This is a genomic window from Photorhabdus asymbiotica (genome assembly GCF_003634575.1).
Taxonomy (GTDB): Bacteria; Pseudomonadota; Gammaproteobacteria; order Enterobacterales; family Enterobacteriaceae; genus Photorhabdus; species Photorhabdus asymbiotica.
On sequence record NZ_RBLJ01000003.1, the window covers coordinates 419,726 to 440,135 of the forward strand.

General features: G+C 42.0%; 14 protein-coding genes and 1 tRNA gene. 4 read left to right on the forward strand and 11 right to left on the reverse strand.

Annotated elements, in window-relative coordinates; genetic code table 11:
- Positions 1–22 precede the first annotated feature (22 nt).
- Positions 23–99 (forward strand) — tRNA-Met (locus tag BDD30_RS14150).
- A 93-nt stretch (positions 100–192) separates the two neighbouring features.
- On the opposite strand, the gene amiC is transcribed toward BDD30_RS14150, so the two are convergent.
- Positions 193–1,440: an N-acetylmuramoyl-L-alanine amidase AmiC gene (amiC, locus tag BDD30_RS14155; RefSeq protein WP_012776783.1), complete on the reverse strand. Its 1,248-nt coding sequence runs from the start codon at positions 1,438–1,440 to the stop codon at positions 193–195.
- A gap of 245 nt (positions 1,441–1,685) precedes the next feature.
- On the opposite strand from amiC, the gene argA reads away from it, so the two are divergent.
- Positions 1,686–3,020 carry an amino-acid N-acetyltransferase gene (gene argA, locus BDD30_RS14160; protein WP_012776781.1) on the forward strand — a complete coding sequence of 445 codons (1,335 nt, stop codon included), beginning with the start codon at positions 1,686–1,688 and terminating at the stop codon, positions 3,018–3,020.
- Positions 3,021–3,265: 245 nt separating this feature from the next.
- On the opposite strand, the gene recD is transcribed toward argA, so the two are convergent.
- The 8 genes from recD to BDD30_RS14200 form a co-directional block, all read right to left on the reverse strand.
- Positions 3,266–5,122: an exodeoxyribonuclease V subunit alpha gene (gene recD / locus BDD30_RS14165; protein WP_012776780.1), complete on the reverse strand. Its 1,857-nt coding sequence runs from the start codon at positions 5,120–5,122 to the stop codon at positions 3,266–3,268.
- Positions 5,122–8,727: an exodeoxyribonuclease V subunit beta gene (gene recB, locus BDD30_RS14170; RefSeq protein ID WP_012776779.1), complete on the reverse strand. Its 3,606-nt coding sequence runs from the start codon at positions 8,725–8,727 to the stop codon at positions 5,122–5,124. Before recB ends, recD begins: the two co-directional genes overlap by 1 nt.
- Positions 8,724–11,612 carry a pitrilysin gene (gene ptrA / locus BDD30_RS14175; protein WP_012776778.1) on the reverse strand — a complete coding sequence of 963 codons (2,889 nt, stop codon included), beginning with the start codon at positions 11,610–11,612 and terminating at the stop codon, positions 8,724–8,726. Before ptrA ends, recB begins: the two co-directional genes overlap by 4 nt.
- A 15-nt stretch (positions 11,613–11,627) precedes the next feature.
- A complete protein-coding gene (recC, locus tag BDD30_RS14180; protein ID WP_012776777.1) occupies positions 11,628–15,002 on the reverse strand; it encodes an exodeoxyribonuclease V subunit gamma in 3,375 nt (1,124 codons plus the stop codon).
- Positions 14,980–15,366, reverse strand: a complete 387-nt coding sequence (locus tag BDD30_RS14185) for a prepilin-type N-terminal cleavage/methylation domain-containing protein (protein WP_012776776.1) — start codon at positions 15,364–15,366, stop codon at positions 14,980–14,982. The genes recC and BDD30_RS14185 overlap by 23 nt, the downstream gene beginning before the upstream one ends.
- Positions 15,363–15,830: a YgdB family protein gene (locus tag BDD30_RS14190; RefSeq protein ID WP_012776775.1), complete on the reverse strand. Its 468-nt coding sequence runs from the start codon at positions 15,828–15,830 to the stop codon at positions 15,363–15,365. The genes BDD30_RS14185 and BDD30_RS14190 overlap by 4 nt, the downstream gene beginning before the upstream one ends.
- Before the next feature lie 5 nt (positions 15,831–15,835).
- A complete protein-coding gene (locus BDD30_RS14195; protein WP_012776774.1) occupies positions 15,836–16,423 on the reverse strand; it encodes a prepilin peptidase-dependent protein in 588 nt (195 codons plus the stop codon).
- 167 nt (positions 16,424–16,590) lie between these two features.
- Complete coding sequence (locus BDD30_RS14200) at positions 16,591–17,106, reverse strand: prepilin peptidase-dependent protein (protein ID WP_012776773.1); 516 nt, start codon at positions 17,104–17,106, stop codon at positions 16,591–16,593.
- Positions 17,107–17,742: 636 nt separating this feature from the next.
- Between BDD30_RS14200 and BDD30_RS14205 the strand changes: the two genes are divergently transcribed.
- Positions 17,743–18,054 (forward strand): type II toxin-antitoxin system HigB family toxin, encoded by a 312-nt coding sequence (locus BDD30_RS14205; RefSeq protein WP_012776772.1) that lies wholly within the window; start codon positions 17,743–17,745, stop codon positions 18,052–18,054.
- A complete protein-coding gene (locus tag BDD30_RS14210; RefSeq protein WP_012776771.1) occupies positions 18,051–18,473 on the forward strand; it encodes a helix-turn-helix domain-containing protein in 423 nt (140 codons plus the stop codon). Before BDD30_RS14205 ends, BDD30_RS14210 begins: the two co-directional genes overlap by 4 nt.
- Before the next feature lie 198 nt (positions 18,474–18,671).
- Here the strand turns inward: BDD30_RS14210 and thyA are convergent, their stop codons facing one another.
- Positions 18,672–19,466, reverse strand: a complete 795-nt coding sequence (thyA, locus tag BDD30_RS14215; protein WP_012776770.1) for a thymidylate synthase — start codon at positions 19,464–19,466, stop codon at positions 18,672–18,674.
- Complete coding sequence (gene lgt / locus BDD30_RS14220) at positions 19,463–20,338, reverse strand: prolipoprotein diacylglyceryl transferase (RefSeq protein ID WP_012776769.1); 876 nt, start codon at positions 20,336–20,338, stop codon at positions 19,463–19,465. The genes thyA and lgt overlap by 4 nt, the downstream gene beginning before the upstream one ends.
- Positions 20,339–20,410 lie beyond the last annotated feature (72 nt).

Here is a 20,410-nt window from a genome sequence, read left to right on the forward strand (position 1 = left end):
CAACTCAGAATACTAAAACGGACGCGGGGTGGAGCAGCTTGGTAGCTCGTCGGGCTCATAACCCGAAGGTCGTCGGTTCAAATCCGGCCCCCGCAACCAATTCTCTGTGCATTTCAGCATACAAATTCCAAAAAAAATTCATCGATGCTTTTATCTCCATTATGTCCGCGTTCAGTTTAAATGGCGGGTATTTCACCGCCGAACCAAATCACCACCATTCCTAAAATAAGCTTTGATACCCGCAAAAATTGACTCTGCTACCTGTTGCTGGAAACGCGCAGTTTTCAGTTTTCGCTCCTCTTCCAAGTTACTAATAAACGCCGTTTCTACCAGAATGGAAGGGATATCTGGGGCTTTGAGTACCGCGAACCCTGCCTGATCTACCCGGTTTTTATGCAATTTATTCACTTTGCCCATGCGCCTGAGTACTTCACTGCCAAATTTAAGGCTGTCATTGATTGTCGCGGTTTGTAGCAAATCAAACATTGTATGATCCAGATATTTATCGCCGCTTTTACTTACCCCACCAATCTGGTCAGCCTCGTTTTGAGTCTGAGCTAAAAAACGTGCGGTATTACTGGTCGCACCTTTAGTAGAAAGTGCAAAAACTGAAGAGCCACGTGCCGCTCGGTTAGTAAAGGCATCAGCGTGAATAGAAACGAATAAATCAGCTCGCATCTTACGCGCTTTTGCCACCCGAACTTTTAGCGGAATAAACACATCTTCATTGCGGGTCATATAAACTTTCATATCTGGCTCACGCTGGATAATACTTTTCAACCGGCGGGCAATTTGTAGCACAACGTCTTTTTCTCGGGTTTTATATTTACCAATAGCACCAGGATCTTCTCCCCCATGTCCCGGATCAAGCATAATAACAATCGGCCTGTCCTTACCTGCTTTGCCTGGTTTTGGGGTTTTCGCTGGCAAATCCTCGGCCAAATTACCTTTATTATATTCCTCAAGCAGAGCAAGTAGTGGATCATCATCGGTATTAGTTCCCGCTGCCGGATAAAGATCCAGTACCAGACGATGCTTAAATTCTGCCACTGGTTTCAAAGTAAACATGTGTGGGCTGACCGGCTGTTTAACTTCAAACACCAAACGAACAGTTTTAGGATCAAATTGCCCGGCCCTAACCAGTTTAAGATAAGGATCACGGGATTGGATCTGTTCTCCCATCCCTTTTAAGGTGTGATTCAATTGTACGCCTTCAAGATCAACAACAATTCTGTTTGGATTTGTCAGCATAAATTGGCGATATTTGAGTGGAATATTAGACTCAAGCGTTACACGGGTATAACTGGATGCAGGCCAAATACGTACAGCAATAATTTTTGATGACGATGCGTAACCCACATGGCTGACACTAAGCAACCACATTGCCGCGGCTCCCTGCAACAAGCGACGTCGTGACAGATTATGATCTGAATGACTCATCTACTATTTTATTCCATTCATAAAATACAAATATTCAGAGTGATATTTACCAAAGGAAACAGCAAGTGAAAAACTCTAACCAATCAACATTATGCTGTCATCAGCAAAAGGCATTTTATATTCTGCAAATTATTAACGTCCACATCTATATCGCAATGTTTTTGTCTTAATTGCCTCTTGCCATTCCTCCCCAAAAGGAATAAAAATACATAAATTTCGAATAAAAATTCAATCGAGAGTCTGTTATGAAAGAACGAAGCACCGAATTAGTTGAGGGATTTCGCCACTCGGTTCCGTACATCAATGCACACCGTGGCAAGACTTTTATTATTATGCTTAGTGGAGAGGCAATTGCTCATGATAACTTCCCGAACATCATCAACGACATTGGATTACTGCATAGTTTAGGCATCCGTCTGGTTGTCGTTTATGGGGCCAGACCACAAATCGAACAAAATATTGCAGACCATCATTATGAGCCGGCTTATCACAAACACACCCGTGTAACTGATAACAAAACATTGGAATTTGTCAAGCAATCTGCTGGCTTAGTGCAACTGGATATCACCGCTCGTCTTTCCATGAGCCTGAATAATACTCCATTACAAGGGGCGAATATTAATGTTGTCAGCGGTAACTTTATTATAGCTCAACCTCTGGGAGTTGATGATGGTGTCGATTATTGCCACAGCGGCAGAATTCGTCGCATTGATGAGAATGCCATCAACCTTCAGCTAGACCATGGCGCAATAGTGCTGATTGGCCCTGTTGCGGTTTCTGTCACTGGTGAGAGTTTTAATCTATCATCCGAAGAAGTTGCTACCCAGTTGGCTATCAAGCTACAGGCTGAAAAACTGATTGGTTTCTGCTCTTCTCAAGGTGTACAAGACAAAGATGGAAAAATTCTGTCCGAAATTTTTCTTAACCAAGCCCAAGAATACATTGAAGAATTGGTAGCCCAAGGTGATTATTATTCAAGTACAACCCGTTTTTTACGCAGTGCTGTGAAAGCTTGTCGTGGTGGTGTTCGTCGCAGCCACCTATTAAGTTATCAGGCAGATGGTGCTCTGGTTCAGGAATTATTCTCCCGTGATGGTATTGGCACCCAAATAGTCATGGAGAGTGCAGAACAAATACGCAGGGCTAACATTAATGATATTGGTGGCATTCTCGAACTTATCCGGCCACTGGAACAACAAGGAATTCTGGTACGGCGTTCAAGGGAGCAACTTGAGAGGGAAATTGATAAATTCATCATTATTGAACGCGACAACCTGACTATCGCCTGTGCTGCACTTTACCCTTATCCTGATGAAAAAATTGGAGAGATGGCTTGTTTAGCCGTTCATCCCAAATATCGAAGTTCGTTAAGAGGTGAAGTACTATTGAATCGTATCTCAGAACACGCTCAACAGCTCGGGTTAGAAAAACTTTTCGTCCTGACTACTCGTAGCATTCACTGGTTTCAGGAACGGGGTTTTGAACCTGCCGAAATCTCCATGCTACCGATTCAGAAACAAGCACTATATAACTATCAGCGCTGCTCAAAAATCCTTATGCTGAGTTTGGAACCACAGTAATAAAATGACCCGTGCCGAAAGGCTTACATTGCCCTTGACGCGTCGGCAATGATATTAAACCTACGGCACAGACTTATTAATTCAATGGCATCTTACAACCAACATTCAAGATAATGTTTTTCCTTATTCTATTTTTACCTTTAAAATAACGAACAATCCCATTTTAACTTCAAGCCATTGGTAATAATGTGCAACGCTACTTCTCATCCTGATCTGAGACTACCAAAACAAACCGATGTTTCTTACTAATCCACCAGCCGGCTAAGACGTTCAGCCAACCCACTACGCCTTTGAGTGGGCGTTTGAATGGCCTGACGCAATACCGCATCATGTGTATAAAGCGTTAGCTTCTTTCTAGCCCTAGTCATCGCTGTATAGACCAGTTCTCGGCTAACAACCGGTACAAACTGCGTTGGCAGTACCAGAGCCGTATGTTCAAATTCTGATCCCTGCGATTTATGTACAGTCATCACATATGCTGTTTCATGCTGTGGTAAACGGCTTGGTTGAATTCCTTTAATCTGTCCATCTGGTAGTTGAAAATAAGCACGTAGTTCACTATTTTCATCCCTGAGCATAATACCGATATCACCATTAAACAGGCCAAGTATACTGTCATTACGGGAAATCATAATTGGTCGACCTGCATACCCACGACTAAAAATCCCCATAGGGCGACGAATAAGCCCCTGACGATGTAATAGCTGTTCTATACGCTCATTAAGTCCACTAACACCAAATGGCCCTTCTCTAAGTGCACACAACAAACGATAGCGGTTAAATTCATCCAAAACCTCTTTAGCCGGTGCTTGCTTTGCAACCAGTTGCAAATAAGAGCGATAACTCAATACCGTTTCAGCCAGTAACCGCTGATAATCTTCATCGTCAAGCAATGGGTAAAAACAGATATCATTCAATGGCTGTTGCAAGATAGAGAGAGCTTGCCGACTCTTTCCCTGATTAACTGCCGCAGCAAGTTGACCTATCCCCGAATCTACATCAAAACGATAACTTCTGCGTAAAAGGCACAAACGATCACGAACTTCCGGGATATTCTCCTGCTCGCCTGCAACTAACTGGCATCCAGTCAATCGGCTTAGCTGCTCCACTCTCACGGCGCTATATCCCATCTCAACAAAACGGCATACATCTCCCAATACAGCTCCAGCCTCCACTGACGCCAATTGATCACGATCACCAAGCAAAACAATTTTTGCATATAACGGTAACGCATCAACCAACCTAGCCATCATGGGCAAATCCACCATTGAAGCTTCATCTACCACCAAAACATCCAAACTCAATGGGTTATCTCGGTCATAACGTAACTGCTGACTATCCGGCTGAGCCCCTAATAAGCGGTGAATCGTCTGGGCCTGATCTGGCATAGATTCAAACTGTTTCTCCGTCAGAGAAAGCTTTCTGACAGCACTGTTAAGAGATTCTGTCAATCTGGCAGCTGCTTTTCCCGTCGGAGCAGCCAATCGGATCACCAGATTTTTGTCAGGATTAAGTTTGATTAAAGCTGCCAATAACTTCGCAACAGTTGTTGTTTTCCCGGTTCCCGGCCCACCAGAGATAACTGAAACTCTGCTAGTTACCGCTACAGCAGCAGCCACCTTTTGCCAGTCCATTGTCTCATCAGATAGCGTAAATAATTCATCCAGAATAGTTCTCAGCTGCTCTTCCTGAATACTATCGGTTGATTGATTGTTGGTAGAGAAAAAAGCAGCAACTTGGCACTCACTTTGCCACATCCTTTGCAAATAAAGTCGGTTATGCGAAAGAACAACGGGTGCTGGCTGAAAGCCATCACTAACAGCAGCACAACTCTCTAATGCTGCACGCAAGCTCTGCTCATCAGGTTTCCCTGCCACCTGCCATAACTGCTCTGCAAATTCACGCTGCCGCCCATCAAAAAAATATTCAGGCATTATCCGGCTAATAGGTAGGCAAACATGCCCAGCACCAGCTTCAGCACTTAATAGCGCCATCACCAGCAACAGAGCAGGATTTTCATCCCCAATCAACGCATGAGCGAACTGTAAATCCAATGAGCGCAGAAGCCTGAGATCTACTGCCTGTTGTAATAACGAAATCATCAGTTTTTCTCTTTCTCAGGTTGTTCATTGCCACTAAACAGCAGATCCAAAGCATTAACAAATTCGGCCGATGGCCGACAACTGAAAATACCATTTCCCGGTTGTTGTTTATTAATTCCTCTCAGGAACAAATAAATCACTCCGCCAAAATGTTGCTGGTAATCATAACTAACCAGCCTGTGACGCAAATAACGATGCAGTGCTAGTGTATAAAGCTGATATTGCAAATCATAGCGATGCTCAATCATAGCGGTTTCCATCGCTTCACGGGTATACGCCTGGCTATCATTTCCCAACCAGTTTGATTTGTAATCCAACACATAGAACCGATTTTGCCAACAGAAGACTAAATCAATAAACCCTTTCAGCATTCCTTTCACTTGCTGAAACTCCAATTGGGGACAACGGGCAGAAATAGGATCATAGCGACGCATTACTGCATCTAGCTCTTGGGATCGTAAAAGTTGTTCAACCGGCAAATAAAACTGCATTTCATCTTGCTGATGATGAAGCGGAATTTCTGAAAGCTGCATACCTTCATCATCCAAGGGAGTCGTAAAAATATCTACCATCCACTGCCGTAATATCTCACTCCAATGTTCATCAAACCCAGCTGATTTCAGTTGTTCAACCAACCATTCCTCATCAGGTAATTGGCTGAAATTGAGCTCTTCCAATATCGAATGCAAAAAAGTGCCGGCAGAGGCTCCCCGTGGAAACGTATGTGGCGTCATTTCATATTGTTCTGCTATTTGCTTTTCACCATTAGCATCAACATCCAATTTTGGTGCAATAGACTGAACAATGACATCAATAGATTCTTCGCCAGCAAAAGGGAAAACCGTACCGCGATGAACAACGGCGTTTTGTAAACCAGAATAGCTGGTAATACGCCAGTCATCCTGAATACGGCGCTTAAACTGCTTTGCCGACAGCCCCAAATCATGTTGGCTTTGTGACTCCCAAGGATGATCACCCATATCATTGATTGATGATACAGCGATTCCATCTCCGCTTAATTCTTTAAGGCATGTGGCCAAAAAATCAGCATCACCTTTAGCACCATTTTGCAGAAGGTAACCCAGAGCACACTGATGCAGATCAGTATCCCCTACCTTTTTCTTATTACCTTTTATCAGTGGAGCCACGCCGACACTGCAATGGTAAACAGAACGTGTCAATGCGACATAAAGCAAACGCAAATCTTCTGCCAATCGTTCTTGCTCAGCCAATTTGATGGTTTCCTCACCAGGGAAAATATCAAGACAAGCATCGAAGCTTACACGATCATGATATATCGCCTGTTTCTGCATCCTGAAATTACAGGCAAATGGTAACCATACCAGCGAGTACTCCAGACCTTTAGATTTATGGATAGTACAGATTTGTACCAAATGACGATCACTTTCCAGCCGCATCTGTTGGTTTTCTGATTGTGGATCAGGATGGGATATTTGCTGAGCCAACCAACGGGTGACCGCATGTTCACTATCGAGTTGTAAAGATATCTCTTGTAACAACTCGCCGATATGCATCACATCCATCAAACGCCGTTCACCGTCATAACTGGCAAGTAAATTCTCAGCAATATGGTGGTTTGTCATTACTGCCCGTAACATAGGCAACACCCCACGACGCTGCCACAAACGGAAATAGCCATCAAACTCCTCAACGAGCTGATCCCACGCCTTTTCATCATGATTCAGTTTGTCTATCTGCCGAGCAGTCAAACCAAATAAACCACTGGCAAGCGCACTTCTCAAAATCCGTTCTTTCTCTGGTGACAACACAGCTTGCAGTAACCAAAGAATATCCTTTGCTTCTGCGGTATCAAATACGCTCTCCCGATTAGAAAGAAACACAGAAGGAATAGATAACAGATTAAGTGCATCACGGATCAGTATGGCTTCTTTTCTGCTACGAACCAGAACAGTGATATCAGCAGCAGTAACAGGCCGAACCTTCTCATCTTTATGTAACAGAGCTCTCCCTTCACTACCCGCTTGCAACCAATCACGAATTTGTGCTGCACAGAATCGTGACATCATTTGCTCATAATCTCCGGTAGAAACCCCTTCCCCTGGCTGTAACCAAAAATTCAATGCGGCTTGTTCCTTAGTACCATAACTAAAAGCAAACCCACGGTTTTTCTCCGCCGCAGAAACCTCAACAAAGGGAATTTGTTCAAACAAAAAGGGATTTTCTGAACGCATAAACAACTTGTTTACTGCCCGTACCATTGACTCAGCAGAACGCCAGTTTGTCTCTAGAGTATAGTGAGCACTTACCTGAGAGCGAGCGCGAATATAAGTAAAAATATCGGCACCACGAAATGCATAAATAGCTTGTTTAGGATCACCGATAAATAACAATCCATTTTCAGGCTGATTGCCATAGATGGTGTGGAAAATTCGATATTGCTGTGGGTCGGTATCCTGAAATTCATCAATCAACGCAACTGGATAGCGCTGACGGATAGTCTGAGCAAGTAAATCACTACCAGGGCCTTTCAAAGCATCATCAAGGCGGGTTAATAAATCACCAAACCCCATCTGACCACGCATTAATTTTTCCTGACGGATTGACTGGCGAACCTCGATAATAGCTTTAGAGATAATCAAATCACGTAATGTCAATGGTTGCTGATACAAATTATCTATCGCAACAAAAAGTGAGTGCTCAGGTACATTACCTTTTTTTGTCTTTTCCACTAATACTGACTGCCGGAATTTCTCCAGCTCTTTTGGCAACTGATAATCTTCTGTAGGCTGCTGAGCCCAATCAGTAACTCTGTTCAGCCAGTTTGGTAAGTGCTTACTACTGTAACTTCTTTTATCTACACCAGAACCCGCGATTAAATCATGCAACTCTCCAGCAGCTTCATTCCATTGACATTTAACTCCATAGATAAACTGTGTAATTTTTTCATGACGGCTTAACAGCGTTTCATCACTGTTTGGCGCATCAACGATATATGGCACATCCCCTTGCAAATAAGGGTGTAATTCGGCCAACAGTGCTTCCGGCCCACTCCAATCCAGGCTAATAACCCGGGCCATTGATAATGGTAACGGATAACAGTGTCGCCGCCAGAAATCGGCACACCCCTGCCTCTCTAATGGATGTTCATCCTGAATTAATGTCTGTTCAAATAAGATTCCGGATTCAAAGGCATTATGTGCCAGCATTCTTTGACAAAAACCATGAATGGTATAAATCGCAGCCTCATCCATCTGTCGTTCTGCGGCCAGCAACCAGATAGCGGCCTGCTCTTTATCTGGGATTTCATCTAATAGCTGTTGATAGGCAGACTCTGTACCTTCTACTTCATTTCGAATACAAGCAAGGCGAAGTGTATGGATGTTTTCACGGATACGCCCACGTAGCTCATCTGTTGCTGCCTCAGTAAATGTCACTACCAAAATTTCTTCCACGCTTAAGGGGCGAGGAAAAGCAGCATTTTTCCCCAACCCAAGTAGAAGACGCAGATATAGAATACCAATAGTGTAAGTTTTACCCGTCCCGGCAGAGGCTTCAATCAGCCGCTGACCATTCAGCGGCAGAGTGAATGCATTAAGCTTGTGGACAGATATCTCTGTACTCACTGACTTCTTGCCTCAACGGGTAGCTGTTTCTGAAATTCAGTAACATCATGATAAGTTTTCCAGCCTTTCAGTTTCGCATATCCATCTGAGCTTCCTGATTTACCAATCACTTGTGAAATAAATGACAGCCCACGATGCTTTATTACCGCATCCCGATAAAAATTAATCAGTTGTTTCTGTGTGGTTTTCTTCAGTATCTCAAGCATTTTATCTCTGCTGTCGAAACTAAAGTTATTGCGGCTGAAATCACCAGAGAAACGAGCAACTTCGGCATAGAACGTTTGTGGCGGTTGCTGCCTTGCATTAATCAGTGCGTTCTTGTACTGCTCAAAATCAGTTTGGGACATGGCCTCCAGTTTACTGCTCGCCTTTTGGTAGAAATCCTGATAGCGCTGATTCAAATATTTTGGTTGCTTACTATTACTTTGTAGTAAAAAACCCAGCCCCCATTGCTCCCCAACACTGATATTGAAAGCAAACACCGCATATCCCAGCTGCTCTGTTGTTCTCAGTTGCTCATAGAACCACGGATTGAGCATATTGCTTAGCAAACTCGAATAAGCATAACTTTCTATACGGTTATAACCAGTCGGAATATAAATTTCTGCCAAGGCTCCATCGGTACTACTACCAACACGCTGAAAATTAACCCGGTGATTTTTATCAATCACCACCTTATCGCCCCCCCACCAATGACTTCCTTGGTTCGCCAATTGATTATGGGCAGATTCAGCAATGATTTTGCTCTGCTGTTCGGTCAAGTTTCCAATTATCATCATCTGCAAAGCAGAATTTTTTATTAACTCATGGCGATACTCCACAATATCCTGAACGGTGATAGACTCTAATTCTTTCAAACGAACGGACTGTTCAGTATAAGGCACCACAGAAAGACGTTTCAGCGGCTGCATCGCCATGTCATAAGCTTTCGCGTTATTAGAAACCGCTATCTGTTCACGATACCAAGATTTAGCTTGTTCTAGTTGATTCTCAGTTGGCATAAACGCCATGTAATCATTAATTAAAGAGGTTAGAAGCTCTGGAAGATTCTGAGTGTAACCACTTACACCCAATTGCAGCCCGTCCGATGAACTAGTAAAAATATTCATTCCTGCAACAGAAGCCTGATAACTAAGCTGGTCAAGGGAAAGCCCGGCCAAATAGTCAAGTAAAGAGGAAGTTACCTGCTTACGGGCACTATTCAAGCTTTCGTCGTTGTGCAAATCAAGAGCGATACTGGCTTTTGGCTCATCAGCAAAATATTGGCTCGGCATATAGAGTAAGCGCACATTCTGCTGTTCAAGGATCATCTTTGGATGCTTCTGACTTTTATCTGCCTTTATTAACTGCAAGTCATGGGGAATATAAGGATTTGGCACCGGCAGAGCAAAGTTCATCTGCTCCTCTAACTGCTGCCATTTCACTCGTTGCTGTGATGTGATTCGATCAACCTGATAAGGTGCTTGGACAAAATAAGCCTGTTTATTGTGCGGCTCTTTTGGACTGATATACCAGATACGTGCATTTTCAGGGGTCAATTCACCGAGTCTGCTGGCGATTGCTTTTGGATTATAGTCATCAGCCAAATAACCAGCATTAAGTACATTGGAAACAGGAACTCGCAGCATAGCATCCGATAACCATTCTATGTAATTCATATTACGAACAATGGAGCCATACCGGAAAGACAGATTCAAAACCTTTGCGATTTCATCAAAATAACTTTTCTGAATGCCTTTTTGTTTTAACAAATTAATATAAGCAAAAATGGCCGCAACAACCTGATCCCGATGTTCAAGCCCTTTGTCTGTCAAGGTAACATAAATAAAAAATATACCTTTGTTGCGGTCAATCATCGGTTCAGCTCCGGCACTGATACTTTCTGCCAACCCCTGAGTTTGCAACCAGTCTGATAATGTATTCAGGCTACGATTACTTATCATATAACCGAGATATTCATCCGTTTTACTGCGGAAATCAGCACTGTTATTGTCAATACTGAACTCCAATTGCAACGCTTTTTGCGGCTGAGCAGGAACATAATGGATGATAATCCCTTTCTCTTTTTCTGTTACTGCTGGAACAGTAATAGCAGGCACACTGGCTTTTCTATCAGGTATCCGACCAAAAGTATCAACAGCTATCTGAGTTAGTTTATCGATAGGCTGATTGCCGTAAATGACACCTTTCATCAGATTAGCTGAATAATAGCGTTGATAGAAATCCACTAACTCTGTTTGTAATTTACTCCCTGGTTTATCTTTCAATGTTTCTAGATTACCACCAGAGAAACGGGCATTTGGATGTGCAGGATTCAAGGTTTCTGAGCGTATTTGAGCAACCCGCATCCCATCACGAGAACGCGCCATTGTTAGCTCTGCATTAACGGCATTTCGTTCCCGATCTGCATTGACCGGGTCAAGCAAAGGTTCTGCCAATGCATCAGCCAAGCGATCTGTAGCATTAGCTAACGCTTCATTTTCCACTTCAAGGTAGAAAGCCGTGCGATAAGAAGCAGTGCTGGCATTATGACTACCGCCGTGTTTTTGCAAAAATTCAGATAAACCGCCCGACTGCGGATAACGCTGAGATCCCATCAGAACCATATGTTCCAGATAATGTGCAAGCCCTAGCTGACTGTCTGGGTTTTCCATACTGCCAACTGGAATCGCTACCGCTGCCAGAGATTTCGTTGCCTTTTCATCAGACACCAGCAAAACCGTCATATTGTTTGCCAACTTGATTCCCTGATACTGACGATGATCATTTTCGCTTTTATAAATTGTCTCTTGCAGTGGCTGCCACTGTGGTGTTTGAGCATAACTTGCCGTTCCCCAAAAAAGCAGGAACATCACAGCAACCATGCGGACAAAATGTTTATGCATTATCTAATATTCTCCCTATGTACTCTGATATCGCGCTATCGGTAACAAATAATTGAGCGCTTCCTGTTTAAGTTTTGCCAAAAATAATTTATCAACCTGCCTGAAAGCTCGCTGAACATAAGGATCATCGCCTTCACCTTTGCGTCCTTGATCCCCAAACCATGTTTTTAGTAGCTGACCTTCAGCTTTTAACTGAATCTCATCACTGTCATCAATCTGGCCAGTTTCTTTATTCATACATGCGGAAAGCCACATCCAACCACTTTTACAAAACAGCGGTAAAGGCACCGATATTCCTCGTTGATAACCTTCAACCAATTGATTTAGATAATCTTTAGCTTGTTCTGAAGCTACAGGAACAAAACGCCATTCGCTGTCGTCACGCCCATAACTACGGCTTTCACCCTGACCACCCGCAAGACAGTAAGCCAAATGCTCAATCCATAATTGCATGCCATCATTGGCAGTCAAACTAGCTGGACGCCAGCGTAACAAGCCATCCGGCTGTACCTTATTAATTCGCCCTGTCAGAATGACCTTCCCTAAATCATGATGTAAATCGACAGACAAAGCTTCCATTTGTTGTTCACGAATCTTATCCGCCAAAGGTTGCATCTCTTTCTGCTGCTTCAACCAATAAACCTCCCCAAAAGCGCCAAAAGGCAATCCTCCAGCAGCACGAAGACGATTGAAAAGCAATACAGGTGATTGCTGCTCAATCAGCGTATTCAGCAATAACTGATTAAATTGATAACGTCGAAGATTATCCAAAACGAAAGGTTCTTCCTCTGGTAATTCCGTTTCTTCAATGACAAAGTTTACTTTCAAGCAACGTTGGAAAAAAAACCTAACAGGATGACGATAAAAGCGACTCAAATCATCGAGTGTAATCTCCCGAATTTGTTCCGCTTCAATAGGTTGACAAAATTCAGAATGTGCAGCACCTTGTTCAGATGCTGCCGGCAGCCATTCTGCTGCATAACTTTGCTGATAACTACCCGATATAAAATTTCCCGGCGCAAATGGAACACGAGTATGAAGACACAGCAGATGTTTTCTGACATTAGCAGCACTTTCATCAACATTGAATTTCTCACTTCCTGGCAAACAAAAACTTTGGCAAACATAATCCAGCAATTCATTAACCAGTACTGAAGGATTGCATTCCGTATTATCACGAATGGATTTACCAATGTAACTGATATAGAGGAATTGTTCGGCAGATATCAGAGCTTCAAGGAATAAATAACGGTCATCATCCCGTCGTTTTCTATCTCCCCTTTGGCTTTTTTCTGCCATCAAGTCAAACCCAAGCGGTGGAATTGAACGGGGATAAATACCATCATTCATCCCCAATAGACAAACAACTTTAAAGGGGATAGAACGCATCGGCATCAGGGTACAAAAGTTGACAGATCCAGCGAGAAAACGTTGACTAATTTTTTCATTATCAAATCGGAGCGCCAATTCATCCCTTAACAAAACCAATGGCACGCTTTCCTGATAGCAGGCATTCAACCCATTACCTATGACTCTCTGCCACTGCTGTTCTATCATTGCCAGAACTAATTCAGTTTCACTGTCTGATGCAAAAAATGCTTCCAGCAACTGTTGGCAGACAGGTAACCAATCCCCTAATGTCTGGCTCTCACTAAGAATTTTGCGCCAATAGCTCAGTTGCATTAAAAACTCAGCCAATTGACCTGCAAGCTCCGCGGCTAAACCACTGGAGTTATCATAAGGCAACACATCTTTCCAAGGACCTGACCGGCTATCCATTGCATAACCCAATAACATTCTAGTCAATCCAAAACGCCATGTATGCTGGCCTGTTACCGGTAAGGATAACTCTTCCACATTATCATCATCCAATCCCCAGCGAATACCAGATTCATCAACCCAACGCCTTAATAAACGCAGCCCATCTTCATGAATGCCAAATTTATTTGCCAACGCCGGAACTTCTAGCAATGCTAAAACCTGCTCAGTGGTAAAACGGCTTTGAGGTAAATCAAGCAGTGTAATAAATACCTGTAAAATTGAATGCGCCTGACGAGCCTTACGATCAGAAATGGCAAATGGAATATAACGTTCAGCGGAGGCATTACCAAACACCGCCTGAACATAAGGGGTATAACTGTCAATATCTGCAACCATCACAATAATATCTCTTGGCGTCAGTGATGGATTATCTTCCAGTAACCTTAGAAGCTGATCTTGTAAAACTTCCACTTCACGTTGAGGGCTATGGCAAACATGGAAAGATAAAGAACGATCTAATGGATTAAGCAGCCGTTTTTTCAGGCTATTTTCAAATGCTTCCTTCGTTGAGCCAATTTGAGCATGATCTTCCAGATAAAGGAGATCCCTTTGCAGCTGATGTAATACATTATCCGGTTCTAACTCAACAAAGGCGTGAACATCTGAACTTTGCTCAAGTTGCGACAATAAATAAAGATTATCACGACCTAATCGTCCCCATGACGCTAATAGAGGATTACTGACATCCTGTTCACCCTCATCATTAAACAATGATTGAGCATTTCCAGGATCTTTAAAATATTCCAGTTCTCGCTCACTCTTATAGTGACGTGGCTTACGGTTACTCATTTTTGCCAGAAAAGAATAATTCTGAATATCTCCCCAATAATATTGACATGGATTAGTAAACATTAGGTGAATATCAATGTGCCGTCCCAATGCCTGTAAAGCCTGTAAATAAACAGGCGGTAAAGCCGAAATACCACAGATAAATACTCGTTTGGGTAAACAACAAGCTGAAAAGTCAGCACTATTTTCCAGTGTAGAAATAAAACGCTGATATAAGTTAGCACGATGCCATTTAGGTTGTTGCAACTGGTGAGTATATTCCGTCAGTTCCAGCCATAATCTTTTTTGCCACAACTGATTATCACTCAAACCATCAATAAGCTGCCCTTGCTGCCAACTTTCCAACCATTGTGGGCGATAAACAAGATATTGGTCGAACAGGTCAGCAACTCGTCCAGCCAATTGATGAATCTTCCGTTTATCAAGATCTTGATCAAGGTAGTGCCTGAGTGCGACAAATTCTGCTTCTGGCAATAATTGCGGCAATAATGCCATCAATTTCCATGTCATAGCATCCTTACTGAAAGCGCTTTCTTTAGGAATATCAGACAATACTTTAGTAAACATATCCCAGATAAAAGTAGCCGGAAGTGGAAACGAAATATTAGCTGATATGCCTATCCTTTCAGCTAGTTGGATTTGCAGCCACTGTGACATTCCAGGGCTTTGTACCAAAATAACTTCCTGTTCAAACGGATCAGGCAGCGGATGATCCCCGATAAATATTGCTATCAATTCTTTAAGAAGATCTAACTGATTAGAATGATAAACCTTGAACATCAGAACTCCCGTTTGAACAAATCCATCGGCTTGATTTGCTTTGCTGATTATAAGGTGTTGTTACTATAACTGTAAGCTGATAGCAATCGGACGACTGATAAGTTGTCTGAAATTCAGCATGCCATCCCGATGGCAATGTTATTTCTGGTAAAGGACTTTGACCTGCAATTAATTCATATTGTTCCAGATACTCATGAGATAATTTGTCTGCCCTTGATTGTTGCCAATGTTGCTGAAACCCCAATAATAACGCTTGATGATAACGTATTAATCCTAACAAAGAGATAGAAAAGACCATAACGGCAACCATCACTTCGGGTAAACTCATTCCTGACTGATATTCATGAAAAGGCTCCGATTTCATGAACAAAACCCCATATCTACTTCAGGACAAAAATCCAACCACCCACTTTCTACCGGAATAAGAGAATCACTTCCACCATAAGAGACTAATTTCATCCATTGATATAATCCAACAGATTGCCCAGATGCCACATCTGCCACACCTTTCAGCAGAAAAAAATTACTCGATTGCCTTTTTAAACAGCTTGTTAGATAGAACTCATTCTGTTGCTGGCAATGCCATTCTTCTGTTTTATCACTATGAAATGGCCATGACTGAGTCATTCCCCATGCCAATGAAGATTCTGCTTGCTGAAAAGCATTTAAATATCTGCGTTCATCAACCATCATGATTAATGCATTATCCAGATGATGGTGCAAAGCTTTCAACATCATCAGGCTCACAGCCAACAACATTAGTACTGAAATCAGCAATACATTACCTTGCTGAAATTGAAGACAGATATTCGGAGAATGCTCAGCCATGGTACCTATTCCCTGATATTGCGCAAACGTATTACTGCCTGATATTGGTAGTTTATCGATGGATGTTTAAACCAATGTGCAATAAGCACCAATTTAATAAAAACTAAGCCATCGTTTGTTCGTAATTTTTCAATTGTGAATGAATCTACTCCTATTTCATTTGGATCAAATAATCTTTCCCAACCATTTTCCTGACAGTTACCAGCCCCTCTTTTCCACTCTACTGACTTATTACTAAGGCGATAGCCGAAGAATTCCGATTCACTGTGTTCTGGTGGCTCCCATCGGTTATTAATGTTAAGATCATAGGCAATAATTAGGCATGAATTCTCACTTTCATCACTTTTATTATTGATTAATATTGGATTCCCATCGCAATAATGTTGACAATATCCAGCACGACGAATGTCTTTCTCTATAATATGTAATGCTTGTTTAACGAAGTAAGCCAAACGATATCGCTGATATAATTCCATTATTTGTCTGGTGAAAACCGGATAACTTTTGGCAATCGCCATTAAGATAATACTACCAATAGCCATTGCTACAATCACTTCTAATAACGTCATTCCAGTTTGGCTTTTATTTTTCATTATTCCAATATAACACCAATTATTGTATAGGAAAAAGCATATACCCGTTATCTTTCAAGTTGCCTCTTTGTTGGCTGCACTCACTCACCCCGGTCACAGAGTTATCTATGCTCCCAAGGATTCGCTCCTTTGCCGTCGCGATGCATCTTGAAATCCATAGGGTATAATTAACTACAAGCTGGAATACTATTAAACTTATTATTACTACATGCTCTTACCCTGCCTCGTGAAGAAAAAATAACAGATATTTCACCAGCGGAATTAGCCAGAGTAAAACTCGCAGGTATCATCGTGTTTCTTATCCCATGAAACGCTATCTGCTCCTTAGTTGCTGAACTTATAACAACATCCTGATAAGGTGATTTTATTCCCTCAATATTCTCCAAATCACAATCAACAGATACAGTATTAGAAAGCGCTATGCACCAATCTTTACCCGTTCTTAACCACAGTACTACTTCTTTATTCAGATAATTTGCTAAAGATTGCTGCCTGGCTATAAATGTCAATATTTTTTGTACTGAATCCTGTAATCTGGTTCTTTCTTGATGATTACCCCATTTTTGTATTCCCCATAAAGAAAACATTGACACTAAGACAATAACAATCATCAATTCCAATAAAGAAAACCCCAATTGATTATCAATACTATAACTACCAATTATATTAATATTATTTCCCATTAGTAATTCCTTATATCCTTTTGTAAGACATTCTATTCATTTTAAAAACAGAATAAACATACAGTTCAATTTTATGCGAGAATGAATCAATAAAAAAACCAAAATACGTTATTGTTACATTTAATTTGCGTAGAGCTTCGCAAAAACCAATAAGAGTGAATATTTTTGTTTTTTATTATTTTAATACGCAGTAAACTCATATGGCTATGAAAGGGAAGTGTCAGGAATACAATTAAAGGGAAATATCGCATTTCAAATAACAAACCTATTTTTATTAAAACGATCTATACCCAATAGATTTCAAGTTGCAACGCGGCGGCAAGTGAACGAATCCCCAGGAGCATAGATAACTATGTGACTGGGGTAAGTGAACGCAGCCAACAAAGCAGCAACTTGAAGGATGAAGGGTATAGATATCAACAATGACTCTTTCTATAGGCCGAACCCATCAGGACATGTTTGACCAATGTGCCATTCTGGTTGGTGCCTTGAACAGTTTCGGTACCGATCCCTGTAGAGTCTATTTTATTAATATCAACATCTATTTAATATTCACATTTTGCAAAGTAAAAATTCACATATTGTAAAATTTTATTTTTGGAGTATACTATCCGAACAACTTAAGGAAGGGGAACAATGCGGGTTATATCCAGAACACCATTTATTGAGGCGCAAAAGCGTTTCCCCAATGAACGTGACGCTATACAGGGTGTATATCTCCTACTTAAGTCACTAAATGTCAAAACCCCGCTTGAATTAAAGCAGTATTTCCCCAGTCTTGATCGTTTTAAGTATCGCGCTCGATGGTGGTGTATTGATATTGGTGGTAACAATGTCCGGTTACTGGCCTTTATCGAGTTTTCAATGGGGCACTGTTACATTAAACACATCTTATCCCACACAGAATACGACAAGTTAACCGACTACTACCGGAGAAACAGAGCATGATCAATTTTGTAGTCGTTCAGGAACGAGCTAACGCTCTGTTTTCAGAGATCCCTTGGCTGACTTACATCAATACCTCAGAACAGCACAAAGAAGCACTGGATTTGATTGATGAGCTTTTTAAAAACTATGAAAATAACAAAGGGTTAATTGAAATTCTAGCTACTGCAATTGAACGCTATGAAGATACTGCCCCTGAATTTGCAGAATTTAATCAGGCTATTGAAAATATTCCTACCGGGGTTGCAGCCCTGAGGGTTCTGATGGATCAACACGGCCTTAAACAAGCCGACCTTAAAAACGAAATCGGGGGAGCTTCCCTCGTATCACAAATTCTGAGTGGAACGAGATCGCTGACAGTAACACACATAAAAGCCTTGAGTACACGCTTTAAGGTTTCTAGTGCAATTTTTATCGATTAGCTTTATCTGTTCCCTTAAGGAGACAATTTATAATAAATTGTCTCCTTCCAGATTGCGGCTAACAACTATACCCAATGGATTTCAAGATGCATCGCGACGGCCAGGGAGCGAATCCCCGGGAGCATAGCTAACTATGTGACTGGGGTGAGTGAAAGCAGCCAACAAAGCAGCAACTTGAAAGATGACGGGTATAAACAACTAAATAGCAACCGGCGCCTTTATACCTGGATGCGGGTCATAATCCACGATTTCAAAGTCATCAAATTTATAATCAAAAAGTGACTCTGGTTTACGCTTAATCATCAGCTTTGGCAATGAACGCGGCTCACGGCTGAGTTGTAATTGCGTCTGCTCCATATGGTTACTATACAGATGAGTGTCACCACCGGTCCAAACAAAATCGCCCACTTCCAAATCGCACTGCTGCGCTATCATATGCACCAACAATGCATAGCTGGCGATATTGAACGGCAAACCAAGGAATACGTCACAAGAACGCTGGTAAAGCTGACAGGAAAGTTTGCCATCAGCAACATAAAACTGGAAGAAAGCGTGGCATGGCGCTAATGCCATTTTATCCAGTTCCCCCACATTCCAAGCCGAAACGATAATTCTACGTGAGTCTGGGTCACTTTTAAGTTGTTCCAGTACGGTTTTTAATTGGTCGATTTGGCGGCCATCAGCAGCCCCCCAGGCACGCCATTGCTTACCGTACACAGGACCCAAATCGCCGTTTTCATCCGCCCATTCATCCCAAATAGTGACACTATTATCATGCAGATATTGAATATTCGTATCACCATTAAGGAACCAAAGTAGCTCATGAATAATCGAGCGAATATGACAACGTTTGGTTGTAACAAGTGGGAAACCATCCTGCAAATTGAAACGCATCTGATGCCCGAAAATGGAGATAGTGCCAGTCCCAGTGCGGTCTGCTTTCGAAGTGCCCTCTTCAAGCACTCTTTTCATTAAGTCCAGATACTGTTTCATTTTACCTCTTGTACCTTATTACTTTGGCATTTGTATGCCCATACCATCATTAAAATTCCCGCCAGAATCATTGGAATGGACAGAATCTGTCCCATGCTGATCCCATCAAATAATCCTAGCTGTGCATCCGGTTGACGGAAGAATTCCACTATTATCCTGAACGCACCGTAACCAATTAAGAATAAGCCAGAAACACTGCCCATTGGACGAGGTTTACGGATAAATAAATTCAAAATAATAAACAGGACGATCCCCTCCAACACCATTTCATAGAGCTGTGAAGGATGGCGGGGAAGAACACCATATTGTTCAAGTATTGATAGCAATGAAGGATCAGTTGCTGCCAAAGCAATATCTTCACCACGGGAACTTGGGAACAACATAGCCCACGGCGTATCCAATGTGACACGTCCCCATAATTCGCCATTGATGAAATTACCGATTCTCCCCATGCCTAAACCAAAAGGTACTAGCGGTGCAACGAAGTCAGAAACTTGTAAGAAATGGCGTTTAGTTCTACGGCCAAACCACCACATGGCGCAGATAACCCCAATCAAACCACCGTGGAAAGACATTCCTCCATCCCAGACTTTAAACAGATAAAGAGGATTATCGAGAAATACCGGGAGATTATAAAACAGCACGTAACCAAGACGACCACCAACAAAAACACCAACAAAACCCGCATAGAGTAAGTTCTCTACTTCGTTTTTTGTCCAACCACTATTTGGTTTTGCTGCCCTGCGTGTTGCCAGCCACATAGCGAATACAAACCCTACCAAGTACATAAAACCATACCAATGGAGGGATACGGGACCTATTGAAAAAATCACCGGGTCAATATTAGGAAATGCCAGGTAGCTGTTACTCATCGTTCCCCACTTAATATTTAAATTAATGCCCTAAGGCAAATGATTACAAATCACAGCACAGGCCATTAAACG